Annotated in this window: 11 protein-coding genes; 8 read left to right on the top strand and 3 right to left on the bottom strand. The window is 69.9% G+C overall.

Annotated elements, in window-relative coordinates; all coding sequences use genetic code 11:
* The first annotated feature begins 15 nt into the window (after positions 1-15).
* Both MQH31_RS06290 and MQH31_RS06285 read left to right on the top strand, forming a co-directional pair.
* Positions 16-1617 (top strand): MFS transporter, encoded by a 1602-nt coding sequence (locus MQH31_RS06290; RefSeq protein ID WP_134532187.1) that lies wholly within the window; start codon positions 16-18, stop codon positions 1615-1617.
* A 134-nt stretch (positions 1618-1751) separates the two neighbouring features.
* Positions 1752-3245, top strand: coding sequence for an SDR family NAD(P)-dependent oxidoreductase (locus MQH31_RS06285; RefSeq protein WP_243011342.1), 1494 nt, complete (start codon positions 1752-1754; stop codon positions 3243-3245).
* A 16-nt stretch (positions 3246-3261) separates the two neighbouring features.
* Here MQH31_RS06285 and MQH31_RS06280 read toward each other — a convergent pair whose 3' ends face one another.
* On the bottom strand, positions 3262-4068 hold the full coding sequence (locus MQH31_RS06280; RefSeq protein ID WP_243011341.1) for a GNAT family N-acetyltransferase: 807 nt from the start codon (positions 4066-4068) through the stop codon (positions 3262-3264).
* Positions 4069-4133: 65 nt separating this feature from the next.
* Positions 4134-4751 (bottom strand): GNAT family N-acetyltransferase, encoded by a 618-nt coding sequence (locus MQH31_RS06275; protein ID WP_243011340.1) that lies wholly within the window; start codon positions 4749-4751, stop codon positions 4134-4136.
* A gap of 113 nt (positions 4752-4864) precedes the next feature.
* Here MQH31_RS06275 and MQH31_RS06270 point away from each other — a divergent pair, with 113 nt between their 5' ends.
* A complete protein-coding gene (locus MQH31_RS06270; protein WP_243011339.1) occupies positions 4865-5272 on the top strand; it encodes a VOC family protein in 408 nt (135 codons plus the stop codon).
* Positions 5273-5313: 41 nt separating this feature from the next.
* On the opposite strand, the gene MQH31_RS20850 is transcribed toward MQH31_RS06270, so the two are convergent.
* The gene (locus MQH31_RS20850) at positions 5314-6012 is read right to left on the bottom strand and encodes a helix-turn-helix transcriptional regulator (protein ID WP_243011338.1); all 699 of its coding nucleotides are present in this window, start codon (positions 6010-6012) and stop codon (positions 5314-5316) included.
* Between the two features lie 123 nt (positions 6013-6135).
* Here MQH31_RS20850 and pepN point away from each other — a divergent pair, with 123 nt between their 5' ends.
* From pepN to MQH31_RS06240, 5 genes are all read left to right on the top strand, one after another.
* Complete coding sequence (gene pepN / locus MQH31_RS06260; protein ID WP_243011337.1) at positions 6136-8679, top strand: aminopeptidase N; 2544 nt, start codon at positions 6136-6138, stop codon at positions 8677-8679.
* Between the two features lie 114 nt (positions 8680-8793).
* Positions 8794-10068, top strand: coding sequence for a mechanosensitive ion channel family protein (locus tag MQH31_RS06255; protein ID WP_243011336.1), 1275 nt, complete (start codon positions 8794-8796; stop codon positions 10066-10068).
* Entirely contained in the window at positions 10061-10546 is a 486-nt protein-coding gene (locus MQH31_RS06250; protein ID WP_372488130.1) for a globin, read from the top strand. Before MQH31_RS06255 ends, MQH31_RS06250 begins: the two co-directional genes overlap by 8 nt.
* 426 nt (positions 10547-10972) lie before the next feature.
* A complete protein-coding gene (locus MQH31_RS06245) occupies positions 10973-12796 on the top strand; it encodes an HNH endonuclease signature motif containing protein (RefSeq protein ID WP_243011335.1) in 1824 nt (607 codons plus the stop codon).
* Positions 12797-12881: 85 nt separating this feature from the next.
* On the top strand, positions 12882-14588 hold the full coding sequence (locus MQH31_RS06240; RefSeq protein ID WP_243011334.1) for an FAD-binding dehydrogenase: 1707 nt from the start codon (positions 12882-12884) through the stop codon (positions 14586-14588).
* Positions 14589-14710 lie beyond the last annotated feature (122 nt).

The raw sequence follows: 14710 nt of genomic DNA, 5'->3' as shown, positions 1-14710 counted from the left end.
ACGAGAGAAGTTCAAGTGCCCAGAGACCGTAGTACGTCAGACTCTATCCCCGGTGCAACGCGCACCAAAATCAAGACCAAGAAACCCCTCCTGCAGCGTCGCCTGAGGGTGTCCCACGTCAACGTCGTCGACCAGCCGATGCTCAAGAAAGCACTCGGCGGAACCATCGTGGGAAACACCATGGAATGGTACGACGTCGGCGTGTTCGGCTACCTCATTACAACAATGGGCCCGGTGTTCCTTCCCGAGGCCGACAAGTCGGTCCAGACCCTGTTCCTCCTCGGCACCTTCGCCGCCACCTTCATCGCCCGCCCCATCGGCGGAGTCTTCTTCGGCTGGCTCGGCGACAAGATCGGCCGCCAGAAGGTCCTCGCCATGACGCTGATGATCATGGCCGCGTCGACCTTCGTCGTCGGAATCCTGCCGAACTACGCCATGATCGGCAGCTGGGCCGCCGCGCTCCTCGTGCTGACCAAGCTCGTCCAGGGCTTCTCCACCGGCGGAGAGTACGCCGGTGCGACCACCTTCGTCAGCGAGCACGCCCCGGACAAGCACCGCGGGTTCTTCGCGAGCTTCCTGGACATGGGCAGCTACCTCGGCTTCGCGATCGGCGCCGCACTCGTGTCGATCCTGCAGGTCACCCTCGGCCAGCCGGCCATGGAGGACTGGGGCTGGCGCCTGCCGTTCCTGCTCGCCGGACCGCTCGGCCTCATCGCCATCTACTTCCGGATGAAGATCGAGGAATCCCCCGCCTTCCAGGCCACCCTGGACGCGAAGGAAGCCGCGGCACTGGATCCGAACGGTGCCGACGCGGTCCCGAACGGCCCGCTGACCATCTTCAAGGCGCACTGGCGGGGCATCCTGCTCGCCATGATCCTCGTCGCAGCGGCGAACACCGTCGGCTACGCGCTCACCTCGTACATGCCGACCTACCTGACGAGCTCGCTCGGGTACGACGAACTGCACGGCACCCTGCTCACCATCCCGGTGCTCGTGGTCATGGCGCTCTGCATCCCGCTCACCGGGCGTCTCTCCGACAAGATCGGCCGCCGCCCGGTGCTCTGGGTCGGCGCGATCAGCACGGTCGTGTTCTCGATCCCGGCGTTCATGCTGATCGGCGTCGGCGAGATCTGGTCGACCCTGGTCGGACTCTCCCTGATCGCGATGCCCGTGACGTTCTACGTGTCGAACCTCGCCTCCGCCCTGCCGGCACTGTTCCCGACCGAGAGCCGCTACGGCGCGATGGGTATCGCGTACAACTTCGCGGTCGCCATCTTCGGTGGAACCACGCCGTTCATCATCGCGGCCCTGATCCAGGCCACCGGCGACGACATGATGCCCGCCTACTATCTGATGGCCACCTCGTTTATCGGTGCGGTGAGCATCTTCTTCCTCAAGGAGAGCGCCCGGCGGCCCCTCCCGGGTTCGATGCCGAGCGTCGACTCCGTCTTCGAGGCCCGTGAGCTCGTCGCCACCCAGGACGAGAACCCGAACCTCGACACCGACGAGATGCCGTTCGACGACACCTACGAGCCGCCGACGAGTTCCATCGAGGCCATCATCCTCCCCGACGCGGAAACCGAGCCCGAGCCCGAGCGTCACCCGGTCGGCGTCTAGCACCACCGGCATCCGGCCCGACCACTTCGACGGGCCGGAATAATCGAGCGGCGTCTGCCCTGCGGGGCGGATGCCGCTTCGTCGTTCCCCGGGCGGCCCGGCGGGCGTCCGGGTGCTGCCCGTACTATTGACGGATGACCATCGAGCCTTCCGCAGAGTCCGTGCCCGTTCCGAGCATCGACCCCGGCGACCTCGAGACCGCCCTCCGGGTGCTCGCCTCCCTCGCCGCGCTCGACCAGGAGGACCCGGACTTCGTCACCGTGCGCCAGGCGACCGCCAAGATGTTCAAGTCGGTCAAGCAGGTGCGCCGGGGCGAGAAGCGGGCCCTGATCGCGGAGGCCGACCGCGAGGTCATCGCGGCGACCGCGACCGGAGCCCCGACCCGGATCGACGACGAGACGATCGGCGCCCAGCTGCGCCTCGGCACCGACCGGGCCTCGGCCGGCGAGCTGCTCGTGCCGCGGGCCTGCTACATCTGCAAGCAGAAGTACACCCTCGTCGACGCGTTCTACCACCAGCTCTGCCCGGCCTGCGCGGCGATGAGCCATGGGAAGCGCGACGCCCGCACCGACCTGACCGGCAAGCGCGCGCTCCTGACCGGCGGCCGCGCCAAGATCGGCATGTACATCGCCCTCCGCCTCTTGCGCGACGGCGCCCACACCACCATCACGACCCGGTTCCCCCGCGACGCCGTGCGCCGCTTCACCGCGATGCCCGACTCGGCCGACTGGCTGCACCGGCTGCGGATCGTCGGCATCGACCTGCGCGACCCCGCCCAGGTGATCGGCCTCGCCGACTCCGTCGCGGCAGCAGGGCCCCTCGACATCCTGATCAACAACGCGGCGCAGACCGTGCGCCGCTCCCCCGGTTCGTACTCGATGCTCGTCGAGGCCGAGTCCTCCCCGCTGCCCGCGGATTCCGTGCCGGAGATCGTCACGTTCGGCCACACCAACGACGCTCACCCGAGCGCCCTCGCGGCGTCGGTCACGAGCCACCCGATCCTCGCCGCGGCGACCGTCTCTGCGACCGAGGCCCTCACCGCGGACGACCTCACCGCGCTCGCGCTCGCTCCCGGGTCGTCCTCCCTCGCCCGGCACGCCGCGGGTACCGCGATCGACGCGGGCGGGCTCGTGCCCGACCTGCACGCCGTGAACAGCTGGACCGCCAACGTCGAAGACGTCGACCCTCTCGAGATGCTCGAGGTGCAGCTCTGCAACACGACGGCACCCTTCCTGCTCGTGAGCCGCCTGCGGGCCTCGCTCAAGGCATCCGCTGCCCGGCGCACCTACATCGTCAACGTGTCGGCGATGGAGGGCGTCTTCGGCCGCGGCTACAAGGGGCCGGGCCACCCGCACACGAACATGGCCAAGGCCGCGCTCAACATGCTCACCCGCACGAGCGCGAAGGAGATGCTCGACGACGGAATCCTGATGACGAGCGTCGATACCGGCTGGATCACCGACGAGCGGCCGCACCCGACCAAGCTGCGCCTCGCCGAGGAAGGGTTCCATGCCCCGCTCGACCTCGTCGACGGCGCGGCGCGGGTCTACGACCCGATCGTGCGCGGCGAAGCCGGCGAGGACCTCTACGGCGTCTTCCTCAAGGACTACAAGCCCGCCGCCTGGTAGCCCGCCGCGCTCCCGGTCACAGGTTCGCCGGGGTCCAGACGTAGGGCGTCGTCGTCGTGACGGCTTCGAAGCCGAGGCGCAGCAGGATCGGCAGGCTGTCGTCCGAGGCGTCGACCTGCAGGTACCGCACGCCGCGTTCGGCGGCGAGCCGGGCCCGCTCGGCCACGAGGGCGCGGTAGATGCCCCGTCCCCGCCACTCCGCGAGGGTCGACCCGCCCCAGAGCCCGGCGAAGTCGGTGCCGGGCTGGAATTCCAGGCGGGCGGAGGAGACCAGCCGGTCCCCCGCCTCGGCAACGATGATCACGACGTCGTCGCCGGCTTCCCCGACGCTCGACTCGAGGTCGTCGGCGAGCCAGGCGTGGTCGTCGCCCCAGACCTCGGTTTGCAGTGCGGCGATCCGCTCGAAGTCCCCTCGCGCGGTGACCCGGCGCAGGGTGATCCCATCCGGCACGGTCGGGGCGGATGCGAGCGGCGCGGTCAGCCCGATCACGACCGTCTCGCGGTCCTCGGCCGCAAAACCCGCCGCTTCGAGCCGCTCCGGCAGGTCGGCGGGAAGGTCGTGGCCGCGGGTCTTCCATTCGACGGCCTCGCCACGGGCCGCGAAGACGTCACGTTGCCGGCGGATCAGCGCGTCGAGGTCCGCGCCGCGCACGCCCACGTCCCGCGCCGTCTCGACGAAGCCGCGGGTGCGGCCGACGATCCGCAACACGGGACCCTCGAGCTCGTAGACGGGGAAAGCGGGCGGCACCGCGGGCACCCAGAGGCGGAGCTGGGCGTCATAGGCGGAGAGGAGGGCTGCGGCAGAGGCGGCGGGGGATGTCATTGCCGTCAGCCTACGGCGCGGCGGGACCGACGGCATCCGCTGCGCCGGTCGCTTCGGCTCGGCGCTCAGGCACCGGGGCTTTCGGCGGGCGCCGCATGCCGGGCGAGACCCTCACGGAGGCCGAGGCGCACGGCCGGCCACTCACTCGCGATGATCGAGAACACCACGGTATCGCGCAGGGCGCCCTCCGGCCCGACGGAGTGGCTGCGGAGCACGCCGTCCTGCTTCGCGCCGAGGGCGGCGATCGCGGCGCGAGATTGCCGGTTGTGCCAGTGCGTACGGAATTCGACCGCGATGCAGTCGAGTTCGTCGAAGGCGTAGCCGAGCAGCAACAGTTTCGCCTCCCGGTTGGCGCCGGTGCCCTGCGCGCTCGTGCCGAGCCATGTCGAACCGATCTCGAGCCGCTGCTGGTCGGGGCTCGGGTGCATGAACGTCGTCATGCCGACCATCGCCCCGGTCGCGGCCAGGCGGATGCCCCACGGCATCATCTGCCCGGACGCGGCGAGCGCGAGTCGCCGGTCTATCTCGGCGGCCATGGACTCCGGTCGGGGGACGGCCGTGTACCAGGCGCGCCACAGCTCGCCCTCCGCCACGGCGACGGCGAGTTCGGCCGCGTGCTCGGCGGCGAGTGGTTCGAGGGTGACGCGGGTTCCGACGAGTCGGGGCGCTGCGGGGAATTCCATGCCTCGACCCTATTGGATCGTGTTCTGCCGCTAAACACCGACAGGGGGTTGTCGCAATCGGGCTCGAGACTGGCTCCTGCCGGGATGCTCCCGACCAGACAAGGACCGTACCGATGAACCTCGTATCCGTTCGATTGATCACCGACGACGTGAAGCGCCTGGTCGCTTTCTACGAACGCGCACTCCACACACCGGCCACCTGGTCGACCGATGACTTCGCCGAGGTGCGCACCCCGACGGGCACTCTGGCGATCGGCAGCACGCGGACCGTCGGCCTCTTCGGGCCCGGTGCCGCGCACCCGGCCGACAACCACACGGCGATCATCGAGTTCCTCGTCGCAGACGTCGACGCCGAGTTCGCCCGGCTCTCCCCCTGGCTCACCGATGTCGTCACCGTGCCCACGACCATGCCCTGGGGCAATCGTTCCCTGCTGGTGCGCGACCCCGACGGCACCCTGCTCAACTTCTTCACACCCGTGACAGCGGATGCCGTCGCCAGGTTCGCCGGCCACGACCGGTAGGGCGCGGGCCGGGCACACCGGCCCGCCGTCGTGCCACTCGCCTACCCCAGGTCGAGCCGGGTGACGACGCCGTACGGGATGTCCAGGTCGTCCCTGGCCAGTGGGCGGGGATCGGGCGTCTCGGCGGTCACCGACACGGACACGATCCGGTCGACGCGGAAGGCGCGCACGCCGTCGCGCAGCCGGCACCACCCCAGCAGGTACCAGTGCGTCGGAGACCCGACGTAGCCGAGCGGTTCGACGTCACGCCTGGTCAGGACGCCGTCCGTGTCCCGGTAGCCGAGTCGCAGCACCCGGCCGGTCGACAGGGCACTCGCCACGCTGTGCGGAACCGCCGGGAGCGGATGCCCGTCGCCGAGCAGGTGGATGCGCCCGGCCAGCTCCCGTGCGGCGCGCGCGTCGTCCCCCTGCATCGCGGCGAGCAGTTTGGGCAGGGCGGAACGCGCGGCGGCCCGGAACGGCGTGTCCTCGAGCAGCCGGAGACCGACGGACAGGGCGACGGCTTCGTCCGGAGTGAGGTTGACCGGCGGGAGTGTCCGCCGTCCGTCCAGGCAATAGCCGCCGGTCCGGCCGGGCTCGGCCCAGATCGGCACCCCGGACTGCTGAAGTGCACTGATGTCGCGCTCGATCGTGCGCGAGCTGATCTCGAAGCGCCCGGCCAGCCACCCCGCACTGCGTGGCCGTGGTGCGACCGCTCGGAGTTCTTCCACGATCGCGTAGAGACGGTCGGTCCGGTTCACGCCAGCCACTCTAACGGTCGACGGCTACCAGGCAGGCACCGACGGTGCCGCCAGGGATCGGTAGGCTTAAGAGACGTGCGACCGGCGCCAGAAGCGCCGGTCGAAACTGAGATGGAGAAAACGTTGCCAGGAGAGAACCTCACCCGGATCGAAGCCCAGGAGCGCGCAGCGCTCGTCACTGTGCAGACGTACGCGATCAGCCTTGACCTCACGACGGGTCCCGAGACCTTCGCGAGCACCACGACGGTCGCCTTCACCGCGACCCCCGGTGCCTCGACGTTCATCGACGCGATCACGCGCACGGTGCACGCGGTGACCCTCAACGGAGTCGACCTCGACCCGGCAACCGTCAGTGACGGCATCCGCATTCAGCTCGACGGTCTCGAGGCCTCGAACACCCTCACCGTCGTCGCCGATGCCGAGTACACCAACACCGGTGAGGGCCTGCACCGTTTCGTCGACCCGGTCGACAACGAGGTCTACCTCTACAGCCAGTTCGAGGTGCCCGACTCGCGCCGTGTCTTTGCGGTCTTCGAGCAGCCCGACCTCAAGGCCACGTTCCAGTTCACCGTGACGGCGCCCGGCGCGTGGGAGGTCGTCTCCAACTCGGCGACGCCAGAGCCCACCGATGCCGGCAACGGCGCGAAGACTTGGGCCTTCGAGCCCACGCACACGATCTCGAGCTACATCACGGCGCTCATCGCCGGACCGTACGCGGTCATCCGCAGCGAGCTCACCTCGAGCGACGGCCGGATCATCCCCCTCGGCCTGTTCAGCCGCAAGAGCCTCTCCCAGTTCCTCGACGCCGACTACCTCTTCGAGAAGACCCGCCAGGGCTTCGCCTACTTCGAGGAGAAGTTCAACTACCCGTACCCGTTCGACAAGTACGACCAGCTCTTCGTGCCGGAGTTCAACGCGGGCGCGATGGAGAACGCCGGAGCCGTCACGTTCACCGAGACGTATGTCTTCCGGTCCAAGGTCACGGACGCCATCAAGGAACGCCGCGTCGTCACCGTGCTGCACGAACTCGCGCACATGTGGTTCGGCGACCTCGTCACCATGAAGTGGTGGAACGACCTGTGGCTCAACGAGTCCTTCGCCGAGTGGGCCTCGACCATCGCCACCGCCGAAGCGACCGAGTGGACAGAGGCCTGGACCACCTTCGCCGTGATGGAGAAGAGCTGGGCGTACAAGCAGGACCAGCTGCCGTCGACGCACCCCGTCGTCGCGACCATCACCGACTTCGATGACGTGCTCGTCAACTTCGACGGCATCACGTACGCCAAGGGCGGATCCGTGCTCAAGCAGCTCGTCGCCTGGGTCGGGCGCGACGAGTTCTTCGCCGGCGTCGCCTCTTACTTCGCCAAGCACCAGTGGGGCAACACCGAGCTGAACGACCTCCTCGTCGAGCTCGAGGCCTCCAGCGGCCGCGACCTCTCCGGCTGGGCGGCCAAGTGGCTCGAGACCGCGGGCGTCAACACCCTCCGCCCGGAGATCACCGTGGACGCCGCCGGGGTCATCACGGGCTTCGCCGTGCTGCAGAGCGCGACCGCCGAGTACCCGACGATCCGCCCGCACCGCCTCGCGATCGGGTTCTACGACCTCGTCAACGGCCAGCTCGTGCGCACCCACCGGGTCGAGATCGATGTCGACGGCGAGACGACGGATGTCGCCGAGCTCGTCGGCCGCGCCCGCCCGGCCCTCGTGCTCCTCAACGACGACGACCTCGCGTACGCGAAGATCCGGCTCGACCCGGCCTCGCAGGAGGTCGCCCTCGAGAACCTCGCCGCGATCGAGAGCCCGCTCGCCCGCGCCATCGTCTGGGGCGCCATCTGGGACGCGACCCGCGACGCCGAGACCGGTGCCCGCGACTTCGTGAGCCTCGTGCTCGGCAACATCGCGAGCGAGACCGAGTCGACCACCCTGCGCACCGTGCTCGGCCAGCTCGTGCTCGCCGCGAACTACTACGTAGCCTCCGCGTTCCAGGCCTCGATCCTCACCGAGGTCGGCGATGCGCTCTGGTCCCTCGCCCAGCACGCCGAACCCGGCAGCGACGCGCAGTTCCAGTTCGTGAAGTTCTTCGCATCCGTCGCCGAGACCGACAGCCAGCTCGCGAACGTCCAGGCGCTCCGGGACGGCAGCGTCCCGCTCGAGGGCCTCGAGATCGACACCGACCTCGCCTGGGAACTGCTCATCGCCCTCGCCGCCGGCGGCAAGGCCGGTCTCGCGGAGATCGACGCGGCCCACGCCGCGGACAACACCGCGACCGGCGCCCAGTCGGCCGCCCAGGCCCGCGCCGCGCTCCCGACCGCGGAGGCCAAACAGGCCGCCTGGGATTCCCTGATCGAGACCGACACCGCCCCGAACACGATCGTGCGCGTCACCGCGGCCGGGTTCCTGCGCGCCAACGACACGACGCTGCTCGAGCCGTTCGTCGACAAGTATTTCGCGATGCTGCAGCCCATCTGGGTCGCCCGCAGCTTCTCGATCGCGGAGAAGCTCATCATCGGCCTCTACCCGTCCCCGCTCGCCAACCAGGCGCTCGTCGAGGCGACCCGGGCCTGGCTCGATGCGAACCCCGAGCCCGTCGCGCTGCGTCGCCTCGTGATCGAGAACCTGGCGGGAGTGGAACGCTCCCTCGCGGCCCAGGCGCGCGACGCCGAGTAGCCACGGGCGACATCCGCACGCCGGACGGCCCCGCCCCTCACCGGGGCGGGGCCGTTGTGTTGTGGCGGGGCGCTCAGGGTTCGCCCGGGCGGCTCTCGGTAGACTCGGAGCGCTATGAACTGGGAAAACCTCTGGACTGAAATCGTCACATACTTCTCGATAACACTCCCCCCGCAGCTCTTGGGAGTACTGGGAATCCTCGTCGTCGCCTACGCGGCGCACTGGATCCTGCAGTTCGTGATCCGTCGCGTGGTGATCCAGATCGTCACGGGCGTCAAGCGCACGCAGAAGGTCGACGACACCCGGGCACTCAACGTGTCCCCGGTCGCCGCCGTGCGCGTCGTGCAGCGCACCCGCACACTCGGCTCGGTGCTGACCAACATCGTCAATGTCCTCGTCGTGATCATTGCGGGCTTGATGATTCTGCAGGTGCTGGCCCCGAACATCCTCGGCTCGTTCGCGTTGCTCACGGCCGCGATCGGCGCCGGCCTCGGTTTCGGCGCGCAGAACATCGTCAAGGACATCCTGAACGGCCTGTTCATGGTCATGGAGGACCAGCTCGGCGTCGGCGACATCGTCGACACCGGGTTCGCGTCCGGCGTCGTGGAGACGGTCGGCATCCGCATCACGCAGATCCGCGACGTGAACGGCACGCTCTGGTTCGTCCGTAACGGCGAGATCCTCCGGGTCGGCAACATGTCGCAGGGCTGGGCCCGCGTCATCATCGACCTGCCCATCCCGTACAGCTCGGATGTCGAGGCCGTTCAGTCGGAAATGCTCCGGGTCGCGACGGCGCTCGCCTCGAGTCGCAAGTGGCGCTCGATCATCCTCGAGAAGCCCGAGATCTGGGGTCTCGAGTCGATCTCCGCCGAGGCGCTCGTCACCCGGCTCGCCGTCAAGGTGCGCGTATCGGCGAAGTGGGACTTCGCCCGTGACCTCCGCCTGCACCTCAAGCTCGCGCTCGACAGCCTCGGGGTCTCGCTCACGCCGCTCAACAGCGTCGTGATGACCGGGTCGGACGACGGCTCGGATGCGACGCCGCCCACGCACCCCGTCGACATCGCCGCTGTCGCCGCAGCCGCGGAGCCCGATCCGCTGCCGCACATCGACGCCGTTCCGCTCAAGAAGGCCCGGACCCCGCGCGGGCCCCGCAAGGCCAAGTCCGCTGTTCAGCACGAGGTCCCGGTCGAGGACGCCGCTCCCGGCGCGACCCAGCAGACCCCAGCGCCGCGCGCGCCCACGGCCCGAGCTCCTCGCACCCCGAAGGCTCCGACCAACGCAGTTCCGACCACTCCGCCAGCCCCGAACGCCCCGACGCCGGATGCCGCTCACCCGAGCCCGCCGACTCCCGAAACCGCCCCGAGCCCCGAGGGATCCCATGATGACTGACCCTGCCCAGCCACCGGCATCCGCCCCCGCCCCGACCCCGGTCGACCCCGCACTGCCCGCCAGGGTGCTGCTGCGCAACGGCGAGAACGGCGCCGAGATCGGGGCCTCGTTCTACGAGCAGGTCGGCGGGCGCCCGTTCTTCGAAAAGCTCGTCACCGAGTTCTACCGGGGAGTCGCCGGCGACCCGGTACTGAAGCCGATGTACCCGGAAGAGGACCTCGGCCCGGCGGCCGCGCGCCTCACCGGGTTCCTCGAGCAGTACTGGGGCGGCCCCGGCACCTACAGCGAACAGCGCGGGCACCCGCGGCTGCGCCAGCGGCACCAGCCGTTCAAGGTCAACCCGGACGCCCGCGATCGCTGGCTGCTGCACATGCGTGCCGCGGTCGACTCCGCAGAGCTGCCCGAGCTGCAGCGCACCGTGCTCTGGGACTACCTCGAGCGTGCGGCGCACGCCATGCTGAACACCTTCGACGACTGACCACACCCCCGCCCGGCCCCGGCACCGGCCCCGGCACCGGCCCCAGCACCAGCCACCTTGGTCTCCACGGGCGGCGGTGTTCCGAATTCAGGAGTTGAGCCCGTTTCCGCCGACGGCATCCCGGAAATCTGCGGGCACTGGGTCGGCGCAAGGGTCATTCTCCTGAATTCGGGACCCTCCAGGTGGTCAATGCAGGAAATCTGAGTCCAGCCGTCTCCGGCGGCCGGGATCTCGCGGCAAGGCTGCGCGCATCCGCCCGTTCTTCCTGAGTTAGCGCCCGCTCACCGAGACGGGTGGGTGGGCGACCGGGGTCGTTGTGGCGCACGCTGCGTCGGGCTTCTCCTCAACAGATACCTGATCAGGTGGAGTTTCCACAGACCTGAGGCATGCTCAAAGTATGTCAGTGGTCGGTCGTAACGTGGGGGCATGAGCAACCTCCCCGAGTCGCCTGCTTCACCCGATCAGCCGCACGGCGGTGCGTCTCTCCGTGCGTCCACCCCGGTGCTGGTGCCGGATGCTGTCGCGGCCTTGGGCAGGTCATCGGCGGACTATGACGCACTCAGCGACGAGCAGGTGCTCGCCGGGCACGCGTTGATCGCAGATTCCCGGCGGGCGCTGGAGACGCGTGCCGCGTGGATGGCGGCAACACTCGCCCGGCGGTCGCGTCCCGAACTCGGTGGGAAGGGTCTCGCGGCCCGGAAGGGGTTCCGGACCCCTGAGGACCTGCTGCAGACGATCTCCGGGTCGAGCAAGGGCGACGCAGTCAAGCTCCTCGGAGTGGGCCGGCTGGTGGCCGAGACCGACGCCGCCGAGAAGGCCGCCCGGGAAGCCGCGGAAGCGCAGAAGCTCCTCGACGACACTCCGCCCCTCGACGGGGCTGCTCCAGACCTGCCGCCGGTGCAACCGCCGATTCCTGCGGCCGCGGTGCCGCCCTGGCACGCCCCGATCGGCCGGGCCCTCGGCGAGGGCTGGCTCAGCGTGGAGAAAGCGGATGCACTCCGCAAGGGCCTGGGCGACCTGGACCGGGCGATCACTACGGAGAAACTCGGCTCCGCCCTCGCCCGGCTCCTCACCGACGCACGAACCCTGAACGCGGACCAGCTGTTCAAACGGGCCCGCCGGGTGCGGGACGTACTCGATGAGGCCGGCATCGCCGCCCGAGAGAAAGCCGCCTACGACGACCGGTCCCTGCGGTTCTACCGCCTCCACACCGGCCAGGTGCGCATGGTCGGCCTGTTCGCCCCGGAAGACGGCGAATACCTGATGAGCACCTACGATGCCATCACCAGCCCCCGCCGCGGCGGGGTCAGGTTCGTGGACAAGGAACAGGCGGCGTGGGCCAAGCGCGTGCAAGACGACCCGCGCACGACCGAGCAGCTCACCGCGGACGCATTCGTCGCCCTGACCAAACTCGGCGTGAAAGCCGACCCGAAACGCATCGCCGGCGGCCGCAGCCCCGCCGTGCGTATGGTCACCATCCGCCCCCGGAACACCACCCCCAGCGGCAACGCACCGACCGGGACCGCACCCACCGGCGCCTCACAGTCCGGAACCACTCACATCGGGACCGCGCCCACGGGGACCGCACCCTCGAATACCGCACCCACCGAAAACACTCCCACCGGGGCCGCACCCATAAACACCGCACCGACCGGGACCACTCACATCGGGACGGCGTCTACCGGCACCGCAGAGGATAGAACGGACCCTGGCGACCCGACTCCAACCGCGGACGAACCCGTGGCCGATGCCAGGCCGATCCCCGGGACCGAGGCACCCGCGCTCCAGCCGGGCGTGATCGAGGGAACCGCGGTCACCGTCTCCACCGAAACCCTCGAACGCAACCTCTGCGACACCGGACTCCTCGACGTCACCTTCGACGACCAGGGCAGCGGCCTCGACCTCGGCCGGGAGCAACGCACCTTCAGCCCCGCCCAACGCGCGGCCCTCGCCATCCGCGACGGCGGCTGCATGTGGCCCGGCTGCGACCGGCCACCCTCCTGGACCGAAACCCATCACATCGAGCACTGGAAAGACGACACCGGCGAAACCAACCTCGACGACGGCATCCTGCTCTGCCGGGCCGACCACCTCAGACTCCACAACGAACACTGGCGCATCACCCGAGACGACACCGGCCATTACTCGCTCACCCCACCACCCGGACTCGACCCCCGGCAGACGCCTATCGTCCTCACCAGCAAAAACGCGCTCACCCGGTGGCGCGAATCCGGGGAACCGCCCGGCTAGCATGGAGCCAGCTTCGCCTCAGGCGACGCCCCGCGGGCCCCGAGACGCATTCGGCTCCCGCTGCCCTTCTGACACTGGAGTCACGATGAGCACGGTTCCCCCGCACGCGACCGGACCCCGAGCGGCATCCCCTCGCGCCGATCCGAGCGAAGCCGACGTGATCGTCGTCGGGGCCGGTCTCGCTGGACTCGTCGCAACCGCGGAGCTCGTTGCCGCGGGTAAGCGCGTCATCCTGCTCGACCAGGAGCCGCCCGCCTCACTCGGCGGTCAGGCCTGGTGGTCGTTCGGCGGCCTGTTCCTCGTCGACTCGCCCGAGCAGCGCCGGCTCGGGGTGCACGACTCCGCGAGCCTCGCCCGCCAGGACTGGTTCGGCACCGCGGGCTTCGACCGTGAGGAAGACCTCTGGCCGCGCCGCTGGGCGGAGGCCTACCTGGACTTCGCCGCGGGCGAGAAACGCGCCTGGCTGCACTCCCGCGGCATCCGCTTCTTCCCGGTCGTCGGCTGGGCCGAACGCGGCGGCACGACGGCCCTCGGTCCCGGCAATTCCGTGCCCCGGTTCCACATCGTCTGGGGCACCGGCCCGGCGATTCTCGCACCGTTCATCGAGCGGGTGCGGGAGGGCGTGCGGTCCGGGCTCGTCACGGCCCTGCACCGCCGCAGGGTCGACGAGCTCCTCACCCATGACGGCGTCGTCGTCGGCGTGCGCGGCAGCATCCTCGCCCCGAGCGACGCGCCCCGGGGCGCACCCAGCTCCCGAGAGGTCGTCGGGGACTTCGAGCTGCGGGCATCCGCCGTCATCGTGACGAGCGGCGGCATCGGCGGCAATCCCGCGCACGTCCGCGCGCAGTGGCCGGCCCGGCTCGGCACCGCACCCCGGGAACTGCTGTCCGGCGTGCCCGCGCACGTCGACGGGCGGATGCTCGGCATCAGCGAACAGGCCGGGGCCCGGCTGATCAACGGGGACCGGATGTGGCACTACCCGGAGGGCGTCGGGAACTGGGACCCGGTCTGGGCGGCGCACGGCATCCGGATCCTGCCCGGTCCGTCCTCGCTCTGGCTCGATGCGGCCGGGACCCGGCTGCCGGCGCCGCTGTTCCCCGGCTTCGACACCCTGGGTTCGCTCGAGTACATCCTGCGGACCGGCTACGAACACAGCTGGTTCGTGCTCACCCAGAAGATCATCGAGAAGGAGTTCGCGCTCTCCGGCTCCGAGCAGAACCCCGACCTGACCGGCAAAAACCTGGCCCTCCTCGCCAAACGGGTCACGAAGGGCGCCCCCGGCCCGGTCGAGGCGTTCAAGAAGCACGGTGCAGACTTCGTCGTCGCCGACACCCTGCCCGACCTGCTCGCGGGCATGCGTCGGCTCTCCCCCGATGCTCCGTTGGACCTCGCCCAGGTCGAGCGCGAGATCCGCGCCCGCGACCGCGAGCTCGACAATGCCTTCACCAAGGATGCTCAGATCACGGCGATCCGCCAGGCCCGGCACTACCGGGGCGACCGTCTCATCCGGGTCGCGAGCCCGCACCGGCTCCTCGACCCGCACGCCGGCCCGCTGATCGCAGTCAAGCTGCACATCCTGACCCGGAAGAGCCTGGGCGGCATCGAGACCGACCTCTCCGCCCGCGCCCTCGGACAGGACGGCACACCCGTTCCCGGGCTCTATGCGGCCGGCGAGGCGAGCGGCTTCGGCGGCGGCGGCATGCACGGCTACCGCGCTCTCGAAGGCACCTTCCTCGGCGGATGCCTCTTCTCCGGACGCACCGCGGGGCGCGCCGCCGCAGCCGCGCTCTAAGCGCCCACCCGTCCCGGGAGCGTCCGCCCGTTCCGAGTCTCGTGGTGCGCGCCTCATCTCGAGGCGCGCACTCCGTCTCGCGGCGCGCGCCTCATCTCGCGACGCACGGCCCATCTGGGAGT

The sequence above is a fragment of the Cryobacterium zhongshanensis genome, assembly GCF_022760445.1.
In the GTDB taxonomy this organism is placed as follows: Bacteria; Actinomycetota; Actinomycetes; order Actinomycetales; family Microbacteriaceae; genus Cryobacterium; species Cryobacterium algoricola.
The sequence above is the reverse complement of the archived record's forward strand: the minus strand, read 5'-3'. Positions and strand labels throughout refer to the sequence as shown.

Excerpts from the sequence above, each read along its gene's own strand:
- MQH31_RS06285 (WP_243011342.1), top strand. The coding sequence starts at position 1,752 with ATGACCATCGAGCCTTCCGCAGAGTCCGTGCCCGTTCCGAGCATCGAC.
- MQH31_RS06280 (WP_243011341.1), bottom strand. The coding sequence starts at position 4,068 with ATGACATCCCCCGCCGCCTCTGCCGCAGCCCTCCTCTCCGCCTATGAC.
- MQH31_RS06275 (WP_243011340.1), bottom strand. The coding sequence starts at position 4,751 with ATGGAATTCCCCGCAGCGCCCCGACTCGTCGGAACCCGCGTCACCCTC.
- MQH31_RS06270 (WP_243011339.1), top strand. The coding sequence starts at position 4,865 with ATGAACCTCGTATCCGTTCGATTGATCACCGACGACGTGAAGCGCCTG.
- MQH31_RS06255 (WP_243011336.1), top strand. The coding sequence starts at position 8,794 with ATGAACTGGGAAAACCTCTGGACTGAAATCGTCACATACTTCTCGATA.
- MQH31_RS06250 (WP_372488130.1), top strand. The coding sequence starts at position 10,061 with ATGACTGACCCTGCCCAGCCACCGGCATCCGCCCCCGCCCCGACCCCG.
- MQH31_RS06245 (WP_243011335.1), top strand. The coding sequence starts at position 10,973 with ATGAGCAACCTCCCCGAGTCGCCTGCTTCACCCGATCAGCCGCACGGC.
- MQH31_RS06240 (WP_243011334.1), top strand. The coding sequence starts at position 12,882 with ATGAGCACGGTTCCCCCGCACGCGACCGGACCCCGAGCGGCATCCCCT.